General features: G+C 64.6%; 21 protein-coding genes and 1 other RNA gene. 10 read left to right on the top strand and 12 right to left on the bottom strand.

The annotated features are described in order from the left end of the window. Positions 1-96: 96 nt before the first annotated feature. Positions 97-588: a potassium channel family protein gene (locus tag ACRECX_RS06395; protein ID WP_431557984.1), complete on the top strand. Its 492-nt coding sequence runs from the start codon at positions 97-99 to the stop codon at positions 586-588. On the opposite strand, the gene ACRECX_RS06390 is transcribed toward ACRECX_RS06395, so the two are convergent. The 5 genes from ACRECX_RS06390 to ACRECX_RS06370 form a co-directional block, all read right to left on the bottom strand. Continuing rightward, positions 473-1453, bottom strand: a complete 981-nt coding sequence (locus ACRECX_RS06390) for a metal ABC transporter permease (protein ID WP_431557983.1) — start codon at positions 1451-1453, stop codon at positions 473-475. The two genes, ACRECX_RS06395 and ACRECX_RS06390, sit on opposite strands and share 116 nt — an antisense overlap. After that, positions 1450-2310: a metal ABC transporter permease gene (locus tag ACRECX_RS06385; RefSeq protein ID WP_431557991.1), complete on the bottom strand. Its 861-nt coding sequence runs from the start codon at positions 2308-2310 to the stop codon at positions 1450-1452. The genes ACRECX_RS06390 and ACRECX_RS06385 overlap by 4 nt, the downstream gene beginning before the upstream one ends. A 5-nt stretch (positions 2311-2315) precedes the next feature. Continuing rightward, positions 2316-3218, bottom strand: coding sequence for a metal ABC transporter ATP-binding protein (locus tag ACRECX_RS06380; RefSeq protein WP_431557982.1), 903 nt, complete (start codon positions 3216-3218; stop codon positions 2316-2318). Continuing rightward, positions 3205-4083, bottom strand: a complete 879-nt coding sequence (locus ACRECX_RS06375; RefSeq protein WP_431557990.1) for a metal ABC transporter substrate-binding protein — start codon at positions 4081-4083, stop codon at positions 3205-3207. Before ACRECX_RS06375 ends, ACRECX_RS06380 begins: the two co-directional genes overlap by 14 nt. Before the next feature lie 311 nt (positions 4084-4394). Continuing rightward, on the bottom strand, positions 4395-4853 hold the full coding sequence (locus ACRECX_RS06370; RefSeq protein ID WP_431557981.1) for a VOC family protein: 459 nt from the start codon (positions 4851-4853) through the stop codon (positions 4395-4397). Positions 4854-5088: 235 nt separating this feature from the next. On the opposite strand from ACRECX_RS06370, the gene ACRECX_RS06365 reads away from it, so the two are divergent. After that, complete coding sequence (locus tag ACRECX_RS06365; RefSeq protein WP_431557980.1) at positions 5089-6417, top strand: AmpG family muropeptide MFS transporter; 1329 nt, start codon at positions 5089-5091, stop codon at positions 6415-6417. Beyond that, positions 6414-6632 (top strand): hypothetical protein, encoded by a 219-nt coding sequence (locus ACRECX_RS06360; RefSeq protein ID WP_431557979.1) that lies wholly within the window; start codon positions 6414-6416, stop codon positions 6630-6632. The genes ACRECX_RS06365 and ACRECX_RS06360 overlap by 4 nt, the downstream gene beginning before the upstream one ends. Positions 6633-6639: 7 nt before the next feature. Here the strand turns inward: ACRECX_RS06360 and recR are convergent, their stop codons facing one another. The 4 genes from recR to ffs all read right to left on the bottom strand — a co-directional run bounded on the left by recR (position 6640) and on the right by ffs (position 9559). Then, positions 6640-7245: a recombination mediator RecR gene (gene recR, locus ACRECX_RS06355; RefSeq protein WP_431557978.1), complete on the bottom strand. Its 606-nt coding sequence runs from the start codon at positions 7243-7245 to the stop codon at positions 6640-6642. Between the two features lie 6 nt (positions 7246-7251). Continuing rightward, positions 7252-7572: a YbaB/EbfC family nucleoid-associated protein gene (locus tag ACRECX_RS06350; protein WP_431557977.1), complete on the bottom strand. Its 321-nt coding sequence runs from the start codon at positions 7570-7572 to the stop codon at positions 7252-7254. A 10-nt stretch (positions 7573-7582) separates the two neighbouring features. Then, positions 7583-9376 (bottom strand): DNA polymerase III subunit gamma/tau, encoded by a 1794-nt coding sequence (locus tag ACRECX_RS06345; RefSeq protein WP_431557976.1) that lies wholly within the window; start codon positions 9374-9376, stop codon positions 7583-7585. Between the two features lie 88 nt (positions 9377-9464). Continuing rightward, positions 9465-9559, bottom strand: an RNA gene (ffs, locus tag ACRECX_RS06340) — signal recognition particle sRNA small type. Between the two features lie 255 nt (positions 9560-9814). Between ffs and ACRECX_RS06335 the strand changes: the two genes are divergently transcribed. Both ACRECX_RS06335 and ACRECX_RS06330 read left to right on the top strand, forming a co-directional pair. Beyond that, the gene (locus ACRECX_RS06335) at positions 9815-10516 is read left to right on the top strand and encodes a lysophospholipid acyltransferase family protein (RefSeq protein WP_431557975.1); all 702 of its coding nucleotides are present in this window, start codon (positions 9815-9817) and stop codon (positions 10514-10516) included. Positions 10517-10683: 167 nt separating this feature from the next. Further along, a complete protein-coding gene (locus ACRECX_RS06330) occupies positions 10684-12864 on the top strand; it encodes a DUF6600 domain-containing protein (protein ID WP_431557974.1) in 2181 nt (726 codons plus the stop codon). Between the two features lie 72 nt (positions 12865-12936). On the opposite strand, the gene ACRECX_RS06325 is transcribed toward ACRECX_RS06330, so the two are convergent. Together ACRECX_RS06325 and ACRECX_RS06320 are read right to left on the bottom strand one after the other, a co-directional pair. Beyond that, the gene (locus ACRECX_RS06325; protein ID WP_431557973.1) at positions 12937-13803 is read right to left on the bottom strand and encodes a prephenate dehydratase; all 867 of its coding nucleotides are present in this window, start codon (positions 13801-13803) and stop codon (positions 12937-12939) included. Positions 13804-13829: 26 nt separating this feature from the next. Beyond that, on the bottom strand, positions 13830-14570 hold the full coding sequence (locus tag ACRECX_RS06320) for a 3-deoxy-manno-octulosonate cytidylyltransferase (protein ID WP_431557972.1): 741 nt from the start codon (positions 14568-14570) through the stop codon (positions 13830-13832). 155 nt (positions 14571-14725) lie between these two features. Here ACRECX_RS06320 and ACRECX_RS06315 point away from each other — a divergent pair, with 155 nt between their 5' ends. The 3 genes from ACRECX_RS06315 (at position 14726) to ACRECX_RS06305 (ending at position 20401) form a co-directional block, all read left to right on the top strand. Continuing rightward, entirely contained in the window at positions 14726-16354 is a 1629-nt protein-coding gene (locus tag ACRECX_RS06315; RefSeq protein WP_431557971.1) for a c-type cytochrome, read from the top strand. Between the two features lie 214 nt (positions 16355-16568). Then, positions 16569-18422, top strand: coding sequence for an extracellular solute-binding protein (locus ACRECX_RS06310; protein WP_431557970.1), 1854 nt, complete (start codon positions 16569-16571; stop codon positions 18420-18422). After that, complete coding sequence (locus ACRECX_RS06305) at positions 18422-20401, top strand: extracellular solute-binding protein (protein ID WP_431557969.1); 1980 nt, start codon at positions 18422-18424, stop codon at positions 20399-20401. Before ACRECX_RS06310 ends, ACRECX_RS06305 begins: the two co-directional genes overlap by 1 nt. Positions 20402-20419: 18 nt before the next feature. On the opposite strand, the gene ACRECX_RS06300 is transcribed toward ACRECX_RS06305, so the two are convergent. Continuing rightward, entirely contained in the window at positions 20420-20860 is a 441-nt protein-coding gene (locus ACRECX_RS06300; RefSeq protein WP_431557968.1) for a cache domain-containing protein, read from the bottom strand. 247 nt (positions 20861-21107) lie between these two features. Between ACRECX_RS06300 and ACRECX_RS06295 the strand changes: the two genes are divergently transcribed. Further along, positions 21108-22223, top strand: a complete 1116-nt coding sequence (locus tag ACRECX_RS06295; RefSeq protein ID WP_431557967.1) for a microcin C ABC transporter permease YejB — start codon at positions 21108-21110, stop codon at positions 22221-22223. Between the two features lie 4 nt (positions 22224-22227). Beyond that, positions 22228-23391 carry an ABC transporter permease gene (locus ACRECX_RS06290; protein ID WP_431557966.1) on the top strand — a complete coding sequence of 388 codons (1164 nt, stop codon included), beginning with the start codon at positions 22228-22230 and terminating at the stop codon, positions 23389-23391. Positions 23392-23397: the final 6 nt, after the last annotated feature.

Below are 23397 nucleotides of genomic sequence, written 5' to 3'. Positions count from 1 at the left end.
CCCAGGGGGAGAGGGTGAAGTCTCTGCACCGGGGCAGCGTCCGCGGAACGGCGGGCCGCGCATCATCCGGCAGCCGGACTTGCTCGCGAGGGACTGATGCTCACGACGATGGACGGATCGATGCTCGATCAGGTGATCGTCGGCGGTTGCGCGAGCCTCGCCAATCTCATCATCCACGCCGTCTTGCTGGGGTCCGTCGTGTGGACGGTGCGGCGGCTCGCCAACACCGACGCTTCGATCCCGGGCTTCCTGCAATACACGCTGGTGATCGTCGCCACCGGCACGCTTCTTGTGGCGGGCCATTTCAGCGAGGTCGTTCTGTGGGCCTATACCTATTACTGGGTCGGGGCCGCGCCGCCGGGCACCGACCTCGTCTACTTCGCCTTCGGCAACTACACGACGCTCGGCTACGGCGACACCGTGCCGGTGCCCGATTGGCACCTGCTCGGGCCGATGACGGCGCTCAACGGCGTCATGCTGATCGGTTGGTCGACCGCGTTGATCTTCGAGATCTTGCGGCGGACGGGACACGCGGGGGGAAAGTACTCAGAGCCTGCCGAGGGGTCCCGAACAGGCCGCCGCGCCTAGACGCAGCGCCGCCTGCCGGCGCCCGCATCCCCCGCATCGCGAGCAGCCCGCGTTTCGGCGCGAACAGGAAGGCGGCGACGAAGATCAAGGCCTGAACCAGCACGATACACGCGCCCGTCGCCCCGTTGATATGGAAGCTGATGAGCGTGCCGAGCGCCGCCGAGGTCGTGGCTACCGCTACGGCGATGCCCAGCATGCGGCCGAAGCTGTCGGTAAGGAGATAAGCGGTAGCGCCCGGCGCGATCAGCATGGCGATGACGAGGATGATGCCGACCGCCTTCAACGAGCTGACGATGGTGAGCGAGAGCAGCACCAGGAGGCCATAGTGCAGCACGCGCACAGGCAGGCCGATGGCGCGTGCGTGGTTCGGGTCGAAGCAATAGAGCAGCAGGTCGCGACGCTTAAGCAGCACGATGAGGAGCGTGCCGCCGGCGATGATGGCGGTCTCGATCAGGTCGCGCGCCGTGACGCCGAGCACGTTGCCGAACAGGATGTGGTTCAGGTGCTGGTCGGTCTCGATCTTGGTGAACAGCACGAGCCCGAAGCCGAACATGCCGGAGAACACGATGCCCATCACCGTGTCCTCCTTCACGCGGCTGTTGTCCTTGAGATAGCCGGTGAGCAGCGCGCAGGCGAGACCGGCGGCGAAGGCGCCGACGACGAGTGGAACGCCGATCACATAGGCGATGACGATGCCCGGTAGCACCGCGTGCGAGATGGCGTCGCCCATGAGCGACCAGCCTTTCAGCACGAGATAGCAGGACAGCACGGCGCAGACCGCCGCCACGAGAAGCGACACGACCAGCGCGCGCTGCATGAAGTCATAAGCGAAGGGGTCAGTGAACCAGCCGAGAATATCGATCATGCGGCAGCCTCCGCGATCGTCAGCCGCCTGCGGCGGGCGGCGAGCACGCCGTGCTTCGGCGCGAAATAGAAGGCCAGGAGGAACAGGAGGGTCTGAAGCGTGACGATGACCCCGCCGGTCGCGCCGTTGACGAAATAGCTGAGATAGGCGCCGACGAAGCTGGTGGCGGCGCCGATCGCCACGGCGAGCACGATCAGCCGGCCGAAGCGGTCGGTGAGGAGATAGGCGGTGGCGCCGGGCGTCACTACCATGGCGATGACGAGGCAGGCGCCGACGGTCATAAGCGCCGCCACGGTGCAGGCGCTGAGCAGGGTGAAGAACACGATCTTGAGGAGGCCGGTATTGATGCCGATGCTCTTGGCGTGGGTCTCATCGAAGAAGGTGACCATGAGGTCCTTCCAGAGGAACGCCAGGATCACGAACGACAATGCGGCGATGATGACGACCTGGATGGCGTCCTCATCGGCGATGGCGAGGATGTTACCGAGCACGATGGTCTGGATGGACACAGAGGCTGGCCACAGCGAGGCCATGAGCAGGCCGAGCGCGAACAGCGCGGTGAATACGAGCCCTATGATGGCGTCCTCGCGGAGCCGCGTGTGCTGCTTGACAAAAGCCATGCCGAGAGAAGCGAGGATGCCGGCGAAGAAGGCGCCGATCGCGAACGGCGCGCCGATGATGTAGGCGGCGGCGACGCCCGGGACGATGGAGTGGCCCAGGGCGTCGCCCAACAGCGACCAGCCCTTGAGCATGAGATAGGCCGAGAGGAAGGCGCACACCGCGCCCACCAGCGCGCTCACCCACATCGCCTTCCACATATAGTCGTAGCCGAACGGCACCATAAGCTCGGCCAGCAGCGCGCTCACTTCGCCTTTTCCACTTCTTTGCGCTTGCGCGGCTTGCCGTCATAGAACACGAGCGGGCGCTCGTCGTCGGTCAGCACGTTGAGCTTACGGGCATCGTCGTCCTCGTGCAGCGCGGGTCCGGCGAGTTCGAAATTGCGCAAGACGCCGCCGAAAGTGCGCTCGAGGTTCTTCTGGGTGAACACCTCGGACGTGGGACCAGCGGCGAGCACGGTGCGGTTGAGCAGCACCACCTGGTCGCAGTAGTCCGGGACGGTGCCGAGATTGTGGGTCGACACCAGCATGAGGTGGCCGGCGGCGCGCAAGTCGCGCAACAGCTCGATGATCGCCGTCTCGGTGGTGACGTCGATGCCGGTGAACGGCTCGTCCAAGAGAATGATGCGGCCCTCTTGCGCGAGCGCCCGCGCGAGGAACACGCGCTTCTTCTGCCCGCCGGAGAGCTCGCCGATCTGACGCTTGCGGTAGGCGCTCATGCCGACGCGCTCCAGCGCCTCGTCCACCTTGAGCCGGTCGGTGCGCGAGGGAACGCGCATGAAGTTCATGTGGCCGTAGCGGCCCATCATCACCACGGTTTCGACCAGGACCGGGAAGTTCCAATCGACGTCCTCGCTCTGCGGCACATAGGCGATGATGTTCTTGGCGACGGCCTCGTCGACCGGTAGGCCGCACAACCGGACCTCGCCGGCCGACGGCTTCACGAAGCCCATAATGGCCTTGAAGATGGTGGACTTACCGCTGCCGTTGACGCCAACGAGCGCGCAAATGGTGCCGGGGCCGAGATCGAACGAGACGTCATAGACAGCGGTGAAGCCGCTTGGGTAGGTGACGCTCAGATCGCGCACGCTGACGCTCGTCGCGTGCGCGACGGTCTCGGTCCGCGGCAGGACATCAAGCGGGTTCATTCTCAAAGCCTTTGGCGATGGTCTCGACGGTCACGCGCAGGAGATCGAGATAGGTCGGCACCGGACCGTCCGCTACGCTAAGCGAATCCACGTAGAGCACGCCGCCGTAGCTGGCGCCGGTCTCCTTGGCCACCTGCTTGGCGGCGCGGTCAGAGATGGTGCTCTCGCTGAACACGACGGGAATGTCGTGCTCGCGCACGAGCTCGATCACTTTGCGCACCTGCTGCGGCGTGCCCTGCTGGTCGGCGTTGATCGGCCAGAGATAGGCTTCGCGCATGCCATAGTCGCGAGCGAGATAGGAGAAGGCGCCTTCGCTGGTGACGAGCCAACGCTTCGTCTCGGGGATCGCCGTGAGCCGCTTGCGCAAAGGCTCGTCCATGGCCGTGATCTTGGCCGCGTAGGCCTCGGCATTGCGATTATACGCCTCGGCGTTGGCCGGATCGTGCTCGACCAGCGCTTTGCGGATGTTCTCGACATAGATCAGCGCGCTCGTCGGCGACATCCAGGCATGCGGGTTGGGCTTGCCGCTATATGGACCCTCGGCGATGCCCATGGGCTCGACGCCATCGCTCACCACCACGCTCGGCACGTCTTTCACGTTCTGGAAGAACTTCTCGAACCAGCGCTCGAGGTTGAAGCCGTTCCACAGCACGAGATCGGCGTCCTGCGCCTTGACGATGTCGAGCGGCGTCGGCTCGTAATCGTGGATCTCGGCGCCGGGCTTGGTGATGGATTCCACCACCGCTTTATCGCCGGCGACGTTCTGGGCGATGTCCTGGATGACGGTGAAGGTGGTGACGACCTTGAACTTGCCGTCCCCCTCCGCTTTCCCGGCCGGCTCGCCGCAGGCCGCAAGCAGGCTCAAGCCGAAGATCGCCGCCACGGCGCCAAGCACTTGGAGCCGCCGAACTCTTTGAATTGCCAAATCTGTGCTCCTACAGCGCGAAAATGCCTGTTTCGCGCCAATCATATCTGCAATTGCAAATTATTCTCAACTAAAATTTGGGCCTGGGTGTTCCCACGTCAAGACCCCCGGGTCCGGCTCTAACCCCAATTTTCGTTGTCATGCCCGCGAAAGCGGGCATCCAGTAACCACTGGTCTTCGTGAGCGCAGAGGGCAGTGGCTACTGGATCGCCCGGCCAAGCCGGGCGATGACAAGGAAAGTTGAGGCTCGATCAGATCACCTTCTTGCGCGTGGCAGCGCGCTTGCGGGCCCGGGCGCGGGCGGCTTTGGCATGGGCCTCGCCCCATTTCATGCCTTCGAGCTTCAGCCCGTCGGGATCGAGGAAGAACACGGCGTAGTAGTCGTCGTAATACTCGGCCGCAGGGTCGACGATGGTGACGCCCTCCTTCTTCAAGAAGGCTTGCAAATCGTTGATCGCCTTCCGGCTCCGAAGCTCGAAGGCGTAATGGTGAAGGCCGATATCGCCGATGCGATAGCCGCGCGTCCTGCCCTCCGCATCGGCCAGCCCGATCCAGACCCGCGTCTTGCCGTTGGTCCAGCCGATGGCGTCGGGGTACTCATCTAGCACCTTGAAGCCGAGGAACGGGAGGAGCTTCCCGTAGAACGCTCTCGATTTTCCGAAGTCGCTGACCCTGAGGGAAATGTGATCGATGCCGACAACGCGCACCATGTCCGCCTCCTCCTCCGTCCTGCTCGCGAAAGCGGGCATCCAGTAACCCAGGCATGAGCAACTAACGCAAGACGGAGGTTACTGGATCGCCGGGCCTTCGCCCGCCGAAGGGACTATTGCATGCGACCCTCGCTCGGGGCTTCGGCCCGCAGGCGGGTCAAGCCCGGCGATGACAAAAAACGGGGGTGACGCCAAGCATGACGGGGCCGCATTCGCCTGCTATGAGCTTAGTACGATGACGGCGGCAGGGGGAACTCCACAGCCAACACTTGGCGAGCGTTCGGCGCACGAAGCGCCGCGCAGCTGGACCGAGATCCTGTTCACCAGGAAGATGCTGACCTGCATCTTCCTGGGGTTCACCTCGGGAATGCCCCTCTACGTCCTGATTTCCCTGGTGCCGGCCTGGTTGCGCACCAACGACGTGAACCTTGCCACCATCGGCCTGTTTGCCCTGATCGGCCTGCCCTATACGTGGAAATTCATTTGGTCGCCGCTGATGGACCGGTACAAGCTGCCGTTCCTCGGCCGTCGGCGGGGCTGGGCGCTCCTGACGCAGCTTGTGCTGCTGCTGTCGATCGGCGTGCTCGGCCATTTCAATCCTTCCACGTCGCTGCAAGCGATCGTCGTGGTCGTGTTCATCGTCGCCCTGTTCGGCGCGAGCCAGGACATCGTCATCGACGCTTACCGGCGAGAACTGCTGGCCGACGATGAATTGGGAACCGGCACGTCCATCTTCGTCAACGCCTACCGTCTGTCCGGTCTGGTGCCGGGGTCGCTGGCATTGATCCTCGCCGACTACCAACCTTGGCCGGTGGTGTTCTGGGTCACCGGCGCCTTCATGCTGGTCGGCATCATCACCACGTTGACGATCAGGGAAGTGAGCGACGACGCGCTGGCGCCGCACAGCTTGCGGTCGGCGGTGATCGATCCCTTCGTGGAGTTCTTCAGCCGAGACGGGGTCATGGCCGGGCTGGCCATCCTGGCGTTCCTGTTTCTCTACAAGCTGGGAGACAACATGGCCACGGCGCTGGCCACACCCTTTTATATCGACATGGGCTACAGCCTGTCCGAGATCGGCTCCGTGGCCAAGGTGGCGGGTCTGTGGGCCAGTATCGCCGGCGGCGTGCTTGGCGGCATCTTCATGCTCAAGGTGAGCATCAACCGGGCACTGTGGCTGTTCGGTTTCGTGCAGCTGTTCACCATCCTTCCGTTTGTATGGCTGAGCCAGGCCGGGCATACGCTGGTGGGGCTGTTCGTCGTGGTCAGCGGCGAGTATCTGGGCGTAGGCCTCGGCGCGATCGCGCTAACCGCCTTCATGGCGAGGGAAACCAGCAGGGCCTTTACCGCCACGCAATTTGCCCTGTTCTCAAGCTTCATCGCGGTGCCGCGCACGGTGGCCAATGCATCGACCGGTTTCATCGTGGAGGCCGTGGGGTGGACGCAGTTCTTCATCGTCTGCTTCATCGTCGCCATTCCCGGCATGCTGTTGTTGCTGAAGGTGGCACCCTGGACCGAGCGTGGGGACATGGAAGCGCGCGAACCTGTCAAGGAGACGTCCACATGAGCATCGACCGCGTGCTGGCGTTCATCGTCGTCGGCCTCACGGCGTTGCTGATCGGCGGCATGGGCGGATTGTGGCTTGGCGCCACCACCGAGCAGCACGCTCTGGTCGAGATATTGGCGCGCGCCGATCTCTCCGAGGACTGCAAGCAGCAGATCGATGGCGCCGTGCAGGGCGTCATCCAGGACTACGAAGGCAAGCCTGAACCCTCTCAGTAAGTAGACGTCACATCGCCTTGCGGGCCTTGACGGCGGCGGCGAGCGTGCCCTCGTCGAGATAGTCGAGTTCGCCGCCGATGGGCACGCCGTACGCAAGGCGCGACACGGTGACATCGCAGCCGGAGAGCTGGTCCATTAGATAGTGCGCCGTCGATTGCCCTTCGACCGTGGCGTTGAGTGCGAGCAGCACTTCCTTGACCTCCGGGTCGCGCGCGCGCTCGATCAGCTTGGCGATGGCGAGATCGTCGGGCCCGACGCCATCGAGTGGCGACAAGGTGCCGCCAAGCACGTGGTAGAGGCCGTTGATCACGCCGGCGCGTTCCAACGCCCAGAGATCGCCAACCTCCTCCACCACGCAGATCAGCGAACGGTCGCGCGCGTTGTCGTGGCACAGGGTGCACGGGCTCTGCGTATCGATATTGCCGCAAGTCTCGCAGGTGAGGATGAGGTCGCGCGTCTCGGCAAGCGCGGCCGCCAGCGGCTCCAGCAGCTGCTCCTTCTTTTTGACGAGATGCAGCGCCGCGCGGCGCGCCGACCGCGGCCCGAGCCCCGGCAGCCGCGCCAGAAGCTGGATCAGCCGCTCGATCTCCGGGCCTGCCGCCGCTTTAGCCATTTATCGCTAGAACAGCTTGAGGCCCGGGGGCAGAGGAAGGCCGCCGGTCAGAGCCTGCATCTTCTCCTTCATGGTTGCCTCGACCTTGGCCTTGGCGTCGGCATGGGCGGCGACAATCAGGTCCTCGAGGATCTCGCCCTCGTCCGGCTTGAGCAGCGAGGCGTCGACCTTTATGCCGGACATCTCGCCCTTGCCGTTCAGAGTCACCACCACGAGCCCGCCGCCGGCGCGGCCCTCGCAGGTCGTGCGCTCCATCTCGGCCTGCATCTCGGCCATGCGGCCTTGCAGCTCCTGCGCCTGCTTCATCATCTGGGCAAAGTTCTTCATCTCGCTGGTCCTAGTTGGTCCCATCGTCTTTGTACTCTTGTTCCGCCTCGGCGTCCTCGGCGGGGCTCGTGTCGCCGGCAGCCGGCGAGGTGGTCCGTACCGCGGCGATGCGCGCGCCAGGAAAATGCTGCAACACCTCCTTGACCGCAGGGTGCTCGCGCACCGTCTCGATCTCGCGCGCTTCGCGCTCGCGTCGCTGCTGGCCGAGGGGCGACGCCCCCTCCTCGTCACTCACCGCAACGATCCACACGCGGCCGGTCCACGCCTTCAGCTTGCGCATCAGCTCCTGGGCGAGGTCGGGGGGCGCGGTGGGAAGCGGGTTAAATTCGATATTGCCAGGCTTGAAATGCACGAGCCGCACCTGCTCGAGCAGAGCGTTCTTGAGCTTGAGGTCGCGTTTCGAGTCCGCCAGCGCCACGACGTCCTCGAAGCTCTGAAGCGCCGGGTGGGCCTGCGGCTGACCGGGCGGCTCACTCTGAATCACGGACTCGCTCCTCGCCGAGGCTTCCGTTTGCGCCGGCCGGCGGGACGGCGGCGGCGCAGGCCGCGCACGTCCGGCGTTCCCGCCATCGGCGCCCTTGCCGTCAATGAGCTGACGCGCGAGCTCGCCGGGCGGCGGCAAGTCGGCGGCATAAGCGAGCCGCACCAGCACCATGTCGGCGGCGGCGAGCGGGCGCGGGCTCAAGCGCACCTCGTCATGACCCTTGAGCAGCATCTGCCAGGCGCGGGCGAGCGTGGGCATGGAAAGGCGCTCGGCAAGGCCGGCGGCGCGGGCGCGCTCGGCCTCGCTCGCGGCAGGATCGGCGCTCCCCGCCCCCGCAGCCTTGATGACGGTGACAACATGGACCGCATCGGCGAGATCGGTGATGACCTGGCCGGGCTCGGCGCCATCGCGATTCAACTGATCCAACGCGGCAAGCGCCCCACCAGCATTACCCGCCAGCACCGTCTCCAGGAGATCGAAGATGCGGCCGCGGCCGGCGAGACCTAAAAGTTCGCGCAGCGCGCCAGCCTCGACCCTGCCGGAGCCAAAGGCGATGGCGCGGTCGAGGACGGAGAGCGCATCGCGCACCGAGCCCTCCGCCGCACGGGCGATGAGCGCGAGCGCCGCGGGCTCCGCCTCGGCCCCCTCCTTCGCGGCGATGCCCGCCAGGTGCGCGGTCAAGGCGTCGATGTCGATGCGCCGGAGGTCGAAGCGCTGGCAGCGCGACAACACCGTAACCGGGACTTTGCGCACCTCGGTGGTGGCGAAGATGAACTTCACGTGCTCCGGCGGCTCTTCCAAGGTCTTGAGCAGGCCGTTGAACGCCTGCTTCGACAGCATGTGGACCTCATCGATGATGTAGACCTTGTAGCGCGCGCTGTTCGGCTTGTAGTGGGCGCTGTCGATCAGATCACGCACGTCGTCAATGCCGGTATGGGAGGCGGCGTCCATCTCGACCACGTCGAGATGGCGGCTTTCGAGGATCGCGCGGCAATGAGCACCCTCCTCCGCCATGTCGAGGGTCGGGCCATCGGCGCCAGGCGCCTCGTAGTTCAAGGCGCGGGCGATGAGGCGCGCGGTGGTGGTCTTGCCGACGCCGCGCACGCCGGTCAGCATATAGGCTTGGGCGATGCGGCCAGAGGCGAAGGCATTGCGCAAGGTCCTGACCATGGCGTCCTGGCCGATCAGCTCGGCGAAGACCTGCGGGCGGTATTTGCGGGCGAGTGCCGTGTGGCTCACCCCGGCGGCAGAAGACGAGCCTTCCGCCGCGCCGGCGGCAGAGCCCTTGGCCGTCTTGTTCCGGTTTTCAGTGTCGGCCATCGAGGGATCGACTCACGCCACGGCTGAAGGACGATAGAGGGCAGCCACGCGCAGCCCCGCCATACTCTACTCGACGCTAGGGGCAAGGTGGGAGGCTGGACGAGCAACCCGCGAAACGCTCGTTAGGGCTGCTTCCTTCCGGACCTGACCCGGTTGGCGAGGCACGCGCCTGCTGCCAACCTCCCTGCCAACTATATCGGGGATCAGGGGGGGCGTGGCAACCCACTCAGGACGCGCGATTCTGTGGGTCCGCTATCGTCATTCCAATTCAAGCGGTTGCCGCTCGGGGTCCGGACAACCCGGGTTTTCTTTCGCGCCTACTGCTCTATAGTTTTCGAGAGAAGCGCGGGATTCGCGATGGCGCGACTATGGAAATCCTCGTGGGTCAGGCGGCTAAAACTTCGTCTCCGGCGCCCACTCCAGGTTCTCGCGACCCCCGTGGCCGCCAATTACATCAAGCTCGTCCTCAACACCTCGACACAGGTCGCCGACCCGCCTGACTTTATCGATCGCGCCCATCAGCTCCATCCCTCGATTATCGCCATTTGGCATGGCCAATTCTTTCTCCTGCCTGGGATCTACCCGCCTGATATCCCCGGGCGTGCCATGGTGTCGCGACACGAGGACGCGGAAGCGCTGGCGCGGGTGCTCCGGCGGTTTGGTCTGGGCCTCATTCGCGGCGCGGGTGCAGGCGAACGGCGCCGCGATCGCGGCGGCGCCGAGGCGGCCCACGGCGCGGTCGCCTCGCTCAGGGAGGGCTACAGCATCGCCATGACCGCCGACGTGCCGCCGGGCCCGGCGCGCAAATGCGGCCTCGGCATCGTGACCATTGGCAGTCTCTCGGGCCGGCCCATCGTCCCGTTCGCGGTCGCCACCTCGCGCTACCGGGCGGTGAACTCGTGGAGCCGCATGACCATCAACCTGCCTTTCTCCACGGTCGGCATCTGCATGGGCGACCCGATCTACGTGCCGCAGGACGCGCCGCGCGATGTCCTGGAGAAATACCGGGAGCGGGTCGAGCGCGAGCTGAACGAAGTGACCGCAAAGGCCTACGCCACAGCGGGCGCTGATCCGGCGCGGGCCACGCCGCCACCATTGGGATCTGCCGAGACAAAGGCAAGCGCATCGACGAGGTCATAGCGGTGGCGGCAACGTTCGGCGGAGGCCGACAGTGACCAGCCACCCTTGACGACACAATCGGTTGCGTCACACCGCGATGCCATCTTGGCTCGCAATAGGGAGATCGAACTCCACGGCCCACTGCGCGTTAGTCGCTTAGCCGATCAATAATCAAAGGGCCAAGAGTGATGCGTTCATACAGATTCGCGGTCTCCTGTTTTGTGGTTGTAGCGGCGGGATTTCTTGCAACGCCGGTAATTGCGCAGGAGCCAAACGGCTTTCCCATCACCAACGTGAATCTGCGCGCAGGTCCGGGGACCCAGTATCCCGTCATCGTGACCGTTCCGGCCGAGGCGCCGATCACCATTCTCGGCTGCCTGCCGGACTACACGTGGTGCGACACCGTCTTCCACGACAGTCGCGGCTGGATGAGCTCGATCTATCTCTCAGGCTATTACGAGGGCAGCTATTACTCGCTTGGCGACTATGCCCCGCGCCTCGGCTATCAAACCGTGACGTTCGACGTCGAAGCCTATTGGGATGCCTATTATCGCGACGAGCCGTTCTATGGCGAGCGCACGCGGTGGGGCGGTCCGCGCGATATCGGCTATGTTGACGATGCCGTGTTCTACGACCGGCTGTCGCCCCACGGACAGTGGACCTGGATCCAAGGCCGGTATGTCTGGGTGCCGGGCGGCGTCGACCGCGCCTGGCGTCCCTATACGCGCGGGCGCTGGGTCTATACCGAGCAAGGCTGGATGTGGGTCTCCAACGAGCCATTCGGCTGGGCCACGTATCACTATGGCCGCTGGGGCTTCTCCGACCGGATCGGCTGGTTCTGGGTGCCAGGCAATCGCTGGGCGCCGGCCTGGGTGTCATGGCGGCAGTCCGACGACTACCTCGCATGGGCCCCGCTGCCGCCATCCCACGACGATGGCATCAACATCACCATCTCGTTCGGCAGTGTGCCTAACTATTACTGGCAAGTCGTGCCGTCAGCCGATTTCCTTGCGGACGATCTTCCACGGCACGTCCTTTACGATCGCGATCGCTGGCGCCCGGCTCTCGAGCGCACCCGTCCCATCGGTCATACGACGATCATCAACAACAAGACGGTCGTGAACAAGGTCGTCAACGTCAAATATGTCGAGCAAAAGACGAACAAGAAGGTCGTCAAGCGGAAGGTCGTGAAGAAGGCCGACGAGGCGCAGCAGATTGCCAAGGTCGAGAACGATGTCGTCGAAGTGTACGAGCCAAAACCGGACGAAAAGCCCGCCAAGCTGGCGCCGCCCGAGCCGAAGGAGGTCGAAGAGGTAGCGAAGGCGAGCGAGACCAAAGAGCAAGCCGAAGGCGAGGCGACGACCGAGGAGATGCTCGCGCCGCCTGAGGTGAAGGAGGCGGTCACGCAGCGCAAGGGCAAGGGAAGGAAGGGCAAGACGGCCGAAGCAAAAGCGGATCTCGACCCATCGCTGCCGAAGGGCGGCGAGGCCGACGCGCCACCGCCTCTGGCCGACGCCCCCAAGCCTAAGCCCGTCCCGGCCGAGGATCTTACGCCGCCTGCGGCGGATAAAGGCGAGAAGGCCGCGACCGAGCCAAAGCCTAAAGAGGCTCCTGCGACCGCCAAGGAGACAACGCCTGATGAGACGCCGCCGCCGGCGGCGGCCGATACCGAGGCGAAGCCTCGGCCAGAGTCCAAGAAGGCTACCGCGGCTGGCGCGAAGGATAAGCCAGGCGGCAAGAAGTCAAAGACGTCCGAGAAAAAGGCCGGGGGCAAGAAGTCCGCGGCGCCTGAGGGCGAGGAAGCGGCCCCCGCCGAGGACACAGGCAGCATCCCTTCGGTCGAGGAGCCCGCGGCGGCAGCGCCTCCAGTCGAGGAGACTCCGCCTCAAGCAAAGCCTGAAGCGCCACCCGCCCCGGCAAAGCCTGCCGAGATGAAACCCGAGCCAGTCGAGCCGGACGCGAAACAGGAGGCGGAGGGTGAGCCAGAGCAGCCGGCCGGCGCGGCGAAGGGGCCCGCGGCGCTGCAAGATGAGGCAGCGCCTGAGCCAAAGGCGAAGGCAAAGGTGGAACGGTCAAAGAAGCCGCCCCGGGATAAACCTAAGGCCGAAAAGCCGCAGGGCCCGCCTGAAGCGAAGTCAAAGAAGCAAGGCGCGAAGGACCAGAAGCTGGATGATAAAGCGGCGGCTAAGAAGGCTCCCCCCAAACCAAAGGAGGCCGGCGGCCAGGGTGCCGAGCTAAAGCAGCGGCCCAAACCTGAGGAGCCTAAAGCCCCCGCCGAGGCGAAGGCCAAGCAAGGCGGGAAGAAGGCCGAGGCAAAGGACAAACGGGCTGAAAACTCGAAGGGGAAACCCGACAAGGGTCAGAACTGAGAGGATCGCCCTGCGCGATTGAAGTGCTCACTCGCTCTTGCCTACGCCAAGCTGTGAATTGACCTTGGCGGCTCAGCCTTCCAGAGCCTTGAGCTCGGCGCGGAACGGACTCGCAGGGTAAGAGCCGAGCACGATCACCTCGCTCGAGAAGAAGTGCAGCTCCTCCATGGCGAGTTTCACCGGGCGTTCGGCCGGGTGGCCTTCGATATCGGCATAGAACATGGTGGCGTTGAACGAGCCTTCGAGCTGGTAGGACTCCAGCTTGGTCATGTTGACGCCGTTGGTGGCGAAGCCACCGAGCGCCTTGTAGAGCGCCGCCGGCACATTTCGCACGCGAAACACGAACGTGGTGATGATGGGACCGTCGCCGGCCTTGGTCTTGATCGGCTTTGCGGCGAGCACGACGAAGCGCGTGGTGTTATGAGCCGCGTCCTCGATGTCCTTCTTGGCGATCCTGAGACCATAGATCTCGGCGGCGAGCTTGGAGGCGATGGCCGCGCGCGTCGGATCGCCCAGCGCGCGCACATGTTGGGCAGCACCAGCCGTGTCGGCCTCGACCACGGGGGTGAGCTTCAGCGCGGCGATCGCCTTGCGGCATTGGCCGAGCGCCATGATGTGGCTGTGCACGGTCTTGAGGCCGGTCAGCTTGGCGCCGGGCAGCGTCAGCAGCTGATGGCGCACCCGCTCGAAGTGCTCGGCGACGATATGGAGGCCAGAGTCCGGCAGGAGATGGTGGATGTCGGCGACCCTCCCGGCCACCGAGTTCTCGATGGGGATCATGGCAAGCTTCGCCTTGCCGCTCTTCACCGCGGCAAGCGCATCCTCGAAGGTGGCGCAAGCGAACGCCTCCACGGCGGGATAGGCGTCGCGCGCGGCCAAGTGCGAGTTGGCGCCAGGCTCGCCTTGGAAGGCGATTTTGTTCAAGCGTGATCTGGCCATGGTCTATTTGCGGGAAAGGACGCGTTTCAGCTGCGGGTCTCAAGAATTTCACGCGCCCGGGCAAGGTCGGCCGGAGTATCGACACCGAGCGGGACAGTGTCAACGAGGCCGACATGGATGTGCATGCCGGCCTCCAGCGCACGGAGCTGCTCAAGCCGCTCCCGGACCTCGAGCGGCGACGGCGGCAGTTTGATGAAGCGCTCGAGCGCGGCGCGGCGGTAGGCGTAGATGCCGATATGGTGGTAGAGCGGGCCGTCCCCGTAAGGGGCGGTCGCCCGCGTGAAGTAGAGCGCCTTGAGGATGCCGCCGCGGCCGAGCGGCGAGCCGATGACCTTCACCACGTTTGGGTCGGTGCGTTCCTCCTCGCGGGTGATGGTGGCGGCAATGGTGCCGATATCCGCCTCTCCCTCCTTGAGCGCGGCAATGCAGGCGCGCACCAGGCTCGGATCCAAGGTCGGTAGATCGCCTTGCAGATTGACGATCGTGTCCGCGCTCCGGTCCGGATCGAACTGCGTGACCGCCTCGTAGATGCGGTCGGAGCCGCTGGCGTGGTCGGGGCGGGTCATGAGCGCCTCGCCGCCGGCTCGCGCCACGGCATCGCGTACGGCGTCTGAGTCCGTGGCGACCAGCACTGGACCGCACTCCGCCTCGACCGCGCGGCGCCACACATGGACGATCATTGGCTCGCCCGCGATCACCGCCATGGGCTTATCCGGCAGCCTTGTCGCCTTCAATCTGGCAGGAATGACGATGAGGGAATCCGCCATGATTTTCCGCTGGTTAGCTCGGGAAGATTTCCCTGACGATGTGGCCATCCGCGACAATTCTCTGAGTTGCCACGGCCCGGCAGCCTCTATAGTCTCTCGCCCGCGTCGCAAGAGCTACAGAGAAGTAGCCTCTGCCTGGCTGGGGGACATCCATCATGAAGTATTACTACCTCAACAAAATCGCTATGGCGGTGCTTGTTGCACTGCTCCTCTTCTTCGGCACAAGAACCCTCATCAATATTGCCTTCGAAGAGCACCCCCCGGAGAAGCCAGGCTTCGAGGTCGCCGGAACCGAAGAGAAGACGGACGGCAAAGAGGAGGCGCCCGACGCCGCGGCGGAGTTCATCGCCGCGCTGCACAAGGCGGACCCGGCCGCTGGCGAGACCGACGCGGCGCTGTGCAAGGTCTGCCACACCTTCGACAAGGGCGGCGCCACGCTGATCGGTCCCAATCTCTACGGCATTGTCGGCGAGAAGATCGCCTCGCATGAAGGCTTCACCTACACGCCCGCGCTGAAAGCCAAGGAAGGCGATTGGACCTTCGAGAACCTCGATGCCTGGCTCACCAATCCGCAAGCCTTCGCATCCGGAACGACCATGGCGTTCCCCGGCATCCCCGAACTCCAAAAGCGCGCCAACGTGGTCGCCTACATGAACAAGAACAGCGACAACCCCTTGCCGCTGCCAGAGGTGCCCGAGGCGAAGGCGCCAGCCAAACAGGAGCCCGCCGCCGACGCCGGCGAGAAGCCTGCGGGCCAACCGGAGATCCTCACGCTGCTTGCCTCCGCCGATCCCGCCAAGGGCGCGGAAAGCGCGGCGCTGTGCAAAGTGTGCCATACGGTCGACAAGGGCGGCGCCACGCTCATTGGCCCGAACCTCTACAACGTGGTCGACGCGAACATCGCGGGGCACGCGGACTTCAGTTATTCGCCGGCGCTCAAGAGCAAGGACGGCAAGTGGACCTACGAGAACCTCGATGCGTGGCTCGCCAACCCGCAAGCCTTCGCGGCGGGAACGACGATGGCCTTCCCCGGCATTCCGGACGCCAAGACGCGCGCCGACGTGATTGCCTATCTCCGCTCGCTTAGCGACAGCCCGGCGCCGATTCCGGAAGCGGCCGACAAGCCGGCGGAAGAGGCACCGGCGGCCGCCGAGGAACCTGCGCCCGCAGAGGAACCCGCGCCCGCCGAAGAGCCGGCGGCTGAAGAGCCTGCCGCAGAAGAGCCGGCGGCAGAGGAGCCCGCCCCTGCAGCGGAAGAGCCTGCGGCGGAAGAGCCCGCGGCAGAGGAACCGGCGGCCGAGGAGCCCGCCGCAGAGGAGCCGGCCGCTGAAGAGCCTGCTGCCGAGGAGCCCGCAGCCGGGGAAGCGCCGGAGGAGACGACCGATGAGACCATCGTCGATCCACCCTCGGCCTCGGAGGACGCGCCGTCCGAGCCACATATGGGAGAGCCCGCCTCGGAGTCGCAGCCGCAGCCGGTTTATCCAGACGGCGAGCCGGGAGCGGCGCCGGCGGAGGAGCCCGCCGCCGAAGGCACCACGGGAGACGCCACGGACGAGACCATCGTCAGCCCGCCGACGGTCTCCGAGGATGCGCCGTCGGAGCCTTCCGCGGGCGAGCCGGCATCGGAGTCGCAGCCGCAGCCCGTCTACCCGGACGGCGAACCCGGCATGGACGACAGTTCAGATGACAAGGATAGCACCGGATCGATCGAACCCTCAGACGATGGCTATCTCTCCTCGCAGCCGCAGCCGGTCTATCCCGACGGACCGCCCGAGGGCCTATAGGCCTCAAAGCTCTCTAGTAGAGCCCGCTGAACTTGGGGAATTTCGGGCGATTTTCCCGTCGAATCCCGTCGGTCGGCCGTAGCCGACATGACCGATATTTCATTTGGTCATCGGGGCTACCGTGCTAGCTTTCCTTGGCCTTTTATGGCGCTTTTGGCGCTTCTTGCGCTGTGGCGACAGGCCAATTCACCAAACCGGAGCCCAATCCCCGCCCATGACCTTGCTTCGCGTTGCGTTCGCCGCCGCCCTCACGGGCCTCTTCCTCGGCCCCGCCGCGGCCGCGAACGCAGCCACCTGCCATCATGCGTTGTCGCTGATCGGCGAGCCGAAATATCCAGCCGGCTTCACCCATTTCGACTATGCAAATCCCGACGCGCCGAAGGGCGGCATGGCGCGCCTTGCCGATATCGGCGGCTTCGACAGCCTCAACCCGGTTCTCTACCGGGGCGAGCAGGCGTCGGGGCTCGGCCTCGTTTATGAGAGTCTAATGAGCGACAGCATCGACGAGCCGTCGACCTCATATGGACTGATCGCCGAATGTGCGACTTACCCCGATGATTATTCCTCGGTCACCTTCAAGCTTCGCGACGAAGGGCGCTGGCACGACGGCAAGCCGATCACCACGGACGACGTGATTTACAGCCTCGAAGTGAACAAGGCCGCCAATCCGCGCATGGGGCTCTACTACAAGAACGTCACCCGCGCCGAGGCAACCGGCGACAACGAAGTCACCTTCTATTTCGACACCAAGGGCAACCGCGAGCTGCCCATGATCATGGGCCAGCTCACCATCCTGCCCAAGCATTACTGGACGGGGAAGGACGCAAGCGGCGCGGCGCGCGACCCCATGAAGACGACGCTCGAGCCGCCGCTCGGTTCAGGCCCCTACCGCATCAAGAACGCCAAACCCGGGCGCTCGATCTCTTACGAACGCGTGCCCGACTATTGGGGCAAGGACTTGTCCGTAAACAAGGGGCAATGGAACTACGACGAGATCCGCTTCGACTACTACCGCGATGAGACGGTCGCGTTCGAGAGCTTCAAGGCCGGCAATCTCGACTATTGGCAGGAGACGAGCGCCAAGAACTGGGCGACGTCCTACGACTTTCCAGCGGTACGCAACGGCTATGTCAAGCGGCAGGAAGTCGAGATCAAGCGCACGCAGCCGATGCAGGCCTTCGTGTTCAACCTGCGACGCCCGCAATTCCAGGACCGCCGCGTGCGCCAGGCGCTCAGCCTCGCCTTCGACTTCGAGTGGGCCAACAAGAACCTGTTCTACGGACAGTATGAGCGGGTCGGCAGCTACTTCGAGGGCAGCGAACTTGCCGCGCCGAAAGATTTGCCGACAGGGCGCGAGCTCGAAATCCTGAGCGAGGTGAAGGACCAGGTGCCGCCCGAAGTGTTCACCGAGGTGCATCAGAACCCGGTGAACGACAGTCAGGACGACATGCGCAGCAACCTTCGCAAAGCAGTGACGCTGCTCAAAGAGGCCGGCTGGGAGGTCAAGGGCGGCGCCCTCACCAATGTGAAGACCGGCCAGCACATGAGGATCGAGTTCCTGCTCGTGTCGCCGCTGTTCGAGCGGATCGTTCAGCCGTATTTGCGCAATCTTGAGCGGCTCGGCGTCAAAGGCACCATCCGCCTGGTCGATTCGGCACAGTATACGCGCCGCCTCAACGTGTTCGACTACGACATCATCGTGTCGAGCTTCGCGCAGTCGGATTCTCCCGGCAACGAGCAGCGCGACTTCTGGGGCACCGAGGCGGCCGACCACGAAGGCAGCATGAACCTGATCGGCATCAAGGACCCGGCGATCGACAAGCTGGTGGATCAGATCATCTTCGCCAAGGACCGGGACGAGCTTGTCGCCGCCACCCGCGCGCTCGACCGCGTGTTGCTGTGGCACGAATTCGTGGTGCCGCAGTGGTACTCGCCCACGGTGCGCATCGCCTATTGGGACCGCTACGGCCAGCCTAAGACACTGCCGGGGTTGACGCCGGGCTTCCTCCAGGTGTGGTGGTACGATCAGAAGATGGCCGAGCGGCTGCCGGCGCCGTCGAAGCTTTGATGAGCGGCGTGAGTGGGTTCTTCGCGCGAGCCGGGTGCGGTTCCCTTGTTCTCTTGGCGCTGCTGGTGGCGCCCGTCGCCGCGGCGGAGCGCAGGCACGGGCTCTCCGCTTTCGACGACCTCGCCTATCCGGCGGATTTCCAGCACTTCGCCTATGCGAATCCCGACGCACCGAAAGGCGGCACGTTCTCGCTGGTGGGCTGGGGCGGCGTCACCACGTTCAACAGCCTCAACAACTACATTCTCAAGGGCGACGCCGCGCAAGGCCTCGAGCTTCTGTTCGACTCGTTGATGACCCGGGCGGTCGACGAGCCCGACGCGGTCTACGGGCTCGTGGCGGAAAGCGCCGGGGTCGCCGATGACGGAATGTCGGTGACGTTTCATCTCCGCCCCGAGGCGCGCTTCAACGACGGCAGCGCGCTCACCGCCGAAGATGTCGTGTTCTCGTTCGACACGCTGAAGGAGAAGGGCCACCCGATCTTTCACCAAATGCTGCGTGACGTGGTGAAGGCGGAAGCGCTCGATCCCGCCACGGTGCGCTACACGTTCCAAGGCGAGCTGGTGCGCGATCTGCCGCTCACCGTGGCCGCGCTGCCGATCTTTTCCAAGGCTTACTACGCGACAAAAAAATTCGACGAGACGACGCTCGAGCCGCCGCTCGGCTCAGGCCCCTACCTCGTGGACAGCTTCGCCCAGGGACGCACCATCGTCTATCGCCGCAATCCCGGCTATTGGGCGAAGGACCTGCCCGCGAGTCGCGGGAGGTTTAACTTCGACAAGATCCGCTACGAGTATTTCCGCGACCGCACGGCGGGCATGGAGGCGTTCAAGGCCGGCTTTTACGATTTCCGCGAGGAATTCACGTCGAAAGTGTGGGCGACCGAATACGACTTTCCGGCGATCCGTGACGGACGGGTGAAAAAGGACGTGCTGCCAGACGAAACGCCGTCGGGCACGCAAGGCTTCTTCATCAATACGCGGCGTGAGGCGTTCAAAGACCCGCGGGTGCGCGAAGCGCTGGCGCTCGCTTTCGACTTCGAGTGGACCAACCGCAATCTGTTCTACGGCCTCTACGACCGCACGCAGAGCTTCTTCGAGAACTCGCCGATGAAGGCGGAGGGCGAGCCTTCGCCGGAGGAGCGCGCGCTGCTGGAAGGGCTTGACGCCGACGTCTCGGAAGCCGCGCTCGGGCCGGCGGTGCTGCCGCCGGTCAGCGATGGCTCGGGTCAAGACCGCAAACTCCTGCGCCAGGCGGGCCAACTGCTCGATGACGCCGGCTGGCGGGTCAAGAACGGGGTCCGCGTCAACGACAAGGGCGAGCAACTCAAGGTCGAGTTCCTCACCTTCGAGCCATCGTTCGAGCGCATCATCGCCCCCTACGTGAAGAGTCTGAAGCTGCTCGGCATCGCCGCCCGCATCCGCATGGTCGACCCCGCGCAGTATCAGCAGAGGCTCAAGGACTTCGACTTCGACATCACCACCCAGCGCTATGTCATGCGCAGCACGCCGGGCATGGAGCTCCGGAGCTATTTCGGCTCGGCTGCGGCGGACCTCGACGGCTCGCTCAACCTCGCCGGCATCAAAGATCCTGGGGTCGACGTGCTCATCGAGCGGGTGGTCGCGGCGAAAACCCGCGATGAAATGACCACCGCGGCGCGCGCGCTCGATCGCGCGCTTCGCGCGGGGCATTACTGGGTGCCCCATTGGTACAAGGCCTCGAACCACGTCGCCTATTGGAACAAGTTCTCGCAGCCGGAGACGAAGCCGAAGTTCGACCGCGGCATTCTCGACACGTGGTGGTTCGACGAGGCCAAGGCGGCTCAGACCGCGGTCAAAAAGTCATCGGCCGGCGCGGCCGCCGCCACTGGCGAGGAGACGGAGGATCGCGGCTCGCGGACCTGGCTGATCCTCGGCGGAATCGTGCTCGCCCTTTTGGCCGTCACGCTGTTCCTGCGCGGGCGCCGCAAGGCACTGCGTTAGGCGAGGCGCCTCCAGCACTCACTTGTAGTAGCCGACGCCGCAAATCTGATTGCCGACCTTTGTGATGTAGGACGCTTTCGGGGATGCGTCCTTTTCGCCGGGGCGCGGCCAGGCATACTCGACGACGTTGAATGCGCCCTCCTCGGCCACGGCGTAGAACTCCTCGCCGTACGGTTTGCCGTTCACGTCGACCTGCTCGCGCAAGCTAGCCTTTCCAGCGCGCCAGGGCTCCACCCCATGGGCGCTCGACATGCCGTCGTCTACGTTGCCGCAGAACACATAGAGATCCTTCTCCTTGAAGCCGTCGGCGCCGGCACTGAAGGCGGCAAGGGCTGCCGCCTCGTCCCGCTGAAGCGCGGCTACGGCCCGCTCCAGCATGGCTCTGGCCTCCTCGGGCGTGGCGTGTTCGGCCGCCGACGCCGGCGTGGCGGCAAGAAGTCCAAGCAAAACGAGACACAAGACTGCCCCGCAGAAGCGTCTCCACGATCCCATCATGGTCCAATCCATTGTTCGCCTGGGGGGAGCCTAGCAATGTCGCCTTCCGGCCACAATCGACACGAGCCGCGCTACCTTTCCGATTTGCAATGAACCGGAGGACCTGTGTCGGGTTCCCCATATGGCCAGAATCCAGTAAGCATCAGGGGTAATCCGGACCGCAAGGCGGGAAAGCGGCCCCGGGACCCTCAACGACAGGAATTCGCACGACTTGGCCGCCTATATTCTTCGCCGCCTTCTGCTGATCATTCCCACCATGCTTGGCATCATGCTGGTGACGTTCGCCATCGTGCAGTTCGCGCCGGGCGGACCGGTGGAGCGGCTGATCGCGCAGCTTGCCGGCACCGATCCCGGCGCCACCGCCAAGTTCAGCGGCGGCGGCGATTTCGCCGGCGGCGCCGGCGGGCAACAGGGCATGCCGGGCGACGTGTCGGCGGCGCCGTCCAAATATCGCGGCGCGCAAGGCCTCGATCCGGAGTTCATCGCCAGCCTCGAAAAGCAGTTCGGCTTCGACAAACCGGCCTATGAGCGCTTCGGCCTGATGATCTGGAACTACCTCCGCTTCGATTTCGGTGAGAGCTATTTCCGCGACACGAGCGTGCTCACGCTGATCGTCGAGCGCATGCCGGTGTCGATCTCGCTCGGGCTATGGATGACACTGATCGCCTACGCCATCTCCATTCCGCTCGGCATCCGCAAGGCGGTGCGCGACGGCTCGCGCTTCGACGTGTGGACGTCGAGCGTCATCGTCATCGGCTACGCCATTCCCGGCTTCCTCGTCGCCGTGTTCCTGATCGTGTTGTTCGCCGGCGGCTCGTTCTTCCAGATCTTCCCGTTGCGCGGGCTCGTCTCGGAGAATTTCTGGTCGCTGCCATGGTATGAGAAGATCTTGGATTACTTTTGGCACTTGGTGCTGCCGCTTACGGCCATGGCGCTGTCGGCGTTCGCCACCACGACCTTCCTTACCAAGAACTCGTTCCTCGAGGAGATCAGGAAGCAATATGTGACGACGGCGCGGGCAAAGGGACTGACCGAGCACCAAGTGCTCTACGGTCACGTGTTCCGCAACGCCATGCTGATCGTCATCGCCGGCTTTCCCGGCGCGTTCATCGGCGCGTTCTTCGCCGGGTCGCTCCTGATCGAGACGATTTTCACGCTCGACGGGCTCGGGCTGCTCGGCTTCGAGGCGATCGTGAACCGCGACTACCCCGTGGTGTTCGCGACGGTCTACATCTTCTCGCTGCTCGGCCTCTTCATCAATCTCCTCTCCGACCTCACCTATACGTGGGTCGATCCGCGCATCGACTTCGAAACGCGGGAGGTGTGACGCCATGGACGCCCCCACCGACGTCAGCGTCGTCGAGGAAGTCGCCGCCCACGGTATCCCGAAGCCGCGGGCACGATTCTCGGTGCTCAACCGGCGGCGATGGGAGACGTTCAAGGCCAACAAGCGTGGCTTCTGGTCGTTGTGGATCTTTCTGATCCTGTTCGGCATCAGCCTGTGCGCCGAATTCATTGCCAACGACAAGCCAATCCTGATCGAATATGAGGGCCGATACTATTGGCCGATCTTCCAGTCCTACCCGGAGACCGATTTCGGCGGCGTGTTCGAGACCGAGGCTGACTATCGCGATCCCGTGGTGCAGGACTTGATCACCTCGAAGGGCGGCTGGATGCTGTGGCCGCCGATCAGGTTCTCCTACAACACGCAGAACAAGAACCCGCCGATGGCCTTCCCGGTGAAGCCAACCTGGCTCCTCACCGACAAGGACTGCGAGCTTGCGGTGGAGCGCGGGTTTCACCCGTGCGACGCAAGCCTAGAGTGGAACTGGCTCGGCACCGACGACCAAGGCCGCGACGTGGTGGCCCGCATCATCTATGGCTTCCGTATCTCCGTCTTGTTCGGGCTGGCGCTCACTCTCTTCGCTTCGATCATCGGCGTCGCCGCCGGCGCGGTGCAGGGGTATTTTGGCGGCTGGACCGACCTCCTGTTTCAGCGCTTCATCGAGATCTGGACCAGCGTGCCGCAGCTCTATCTGCTCATTATCGTGGCCGCGGTGATCGAGCCGAATTTCTGGATCCTGCTCGGCATTCTGCTCGCCTTCTCCTGGGTGGCGCTGGTGGGCGTGGTGCGCGCCGAGTTCCTGCGGGCGCGCAATTTCGAGTATGTCACCGCCGCCCGTGCGCTCGGTCTTTCCAACATGCGCATCATCTTCAAGCACCTCCTACCCAACGCCATGGTGGCGACACTGACCTTCATGCCGTTCATCCTGAACGGCTCCATCACGACTTTGACCTCGCTCGACTTTCTCGGCTTCGGCTTGCCGCCGGGATCGCCGTCGCTCGGCGAGCTCCTGGCGCAAGGCAAGGACAATCTGCAGGCGCCGTGGCTCGGCCTGACCGCGTTCTTCGTCATTGCTGTCATGCTCTCCCTGCTCATCTTCGTCGGCGAGGCGGTGCGCGACGCGCTCGACCCGCGCAAGACCATGGCCTGAGGTTAA

Source organism: Methyloceanibacter sp. (assembly GCF_050726195.1).
Taxonomy (GTDB): domain Bacteria; phylum Pseudomonadota; class Alphaproteobacteria; order Rhizobiales; family Methyloligellaceae; genus Methyloceanibacter.
This window is presented reverse-complemented; position numbering and strand designations above follow the sequence as displayed.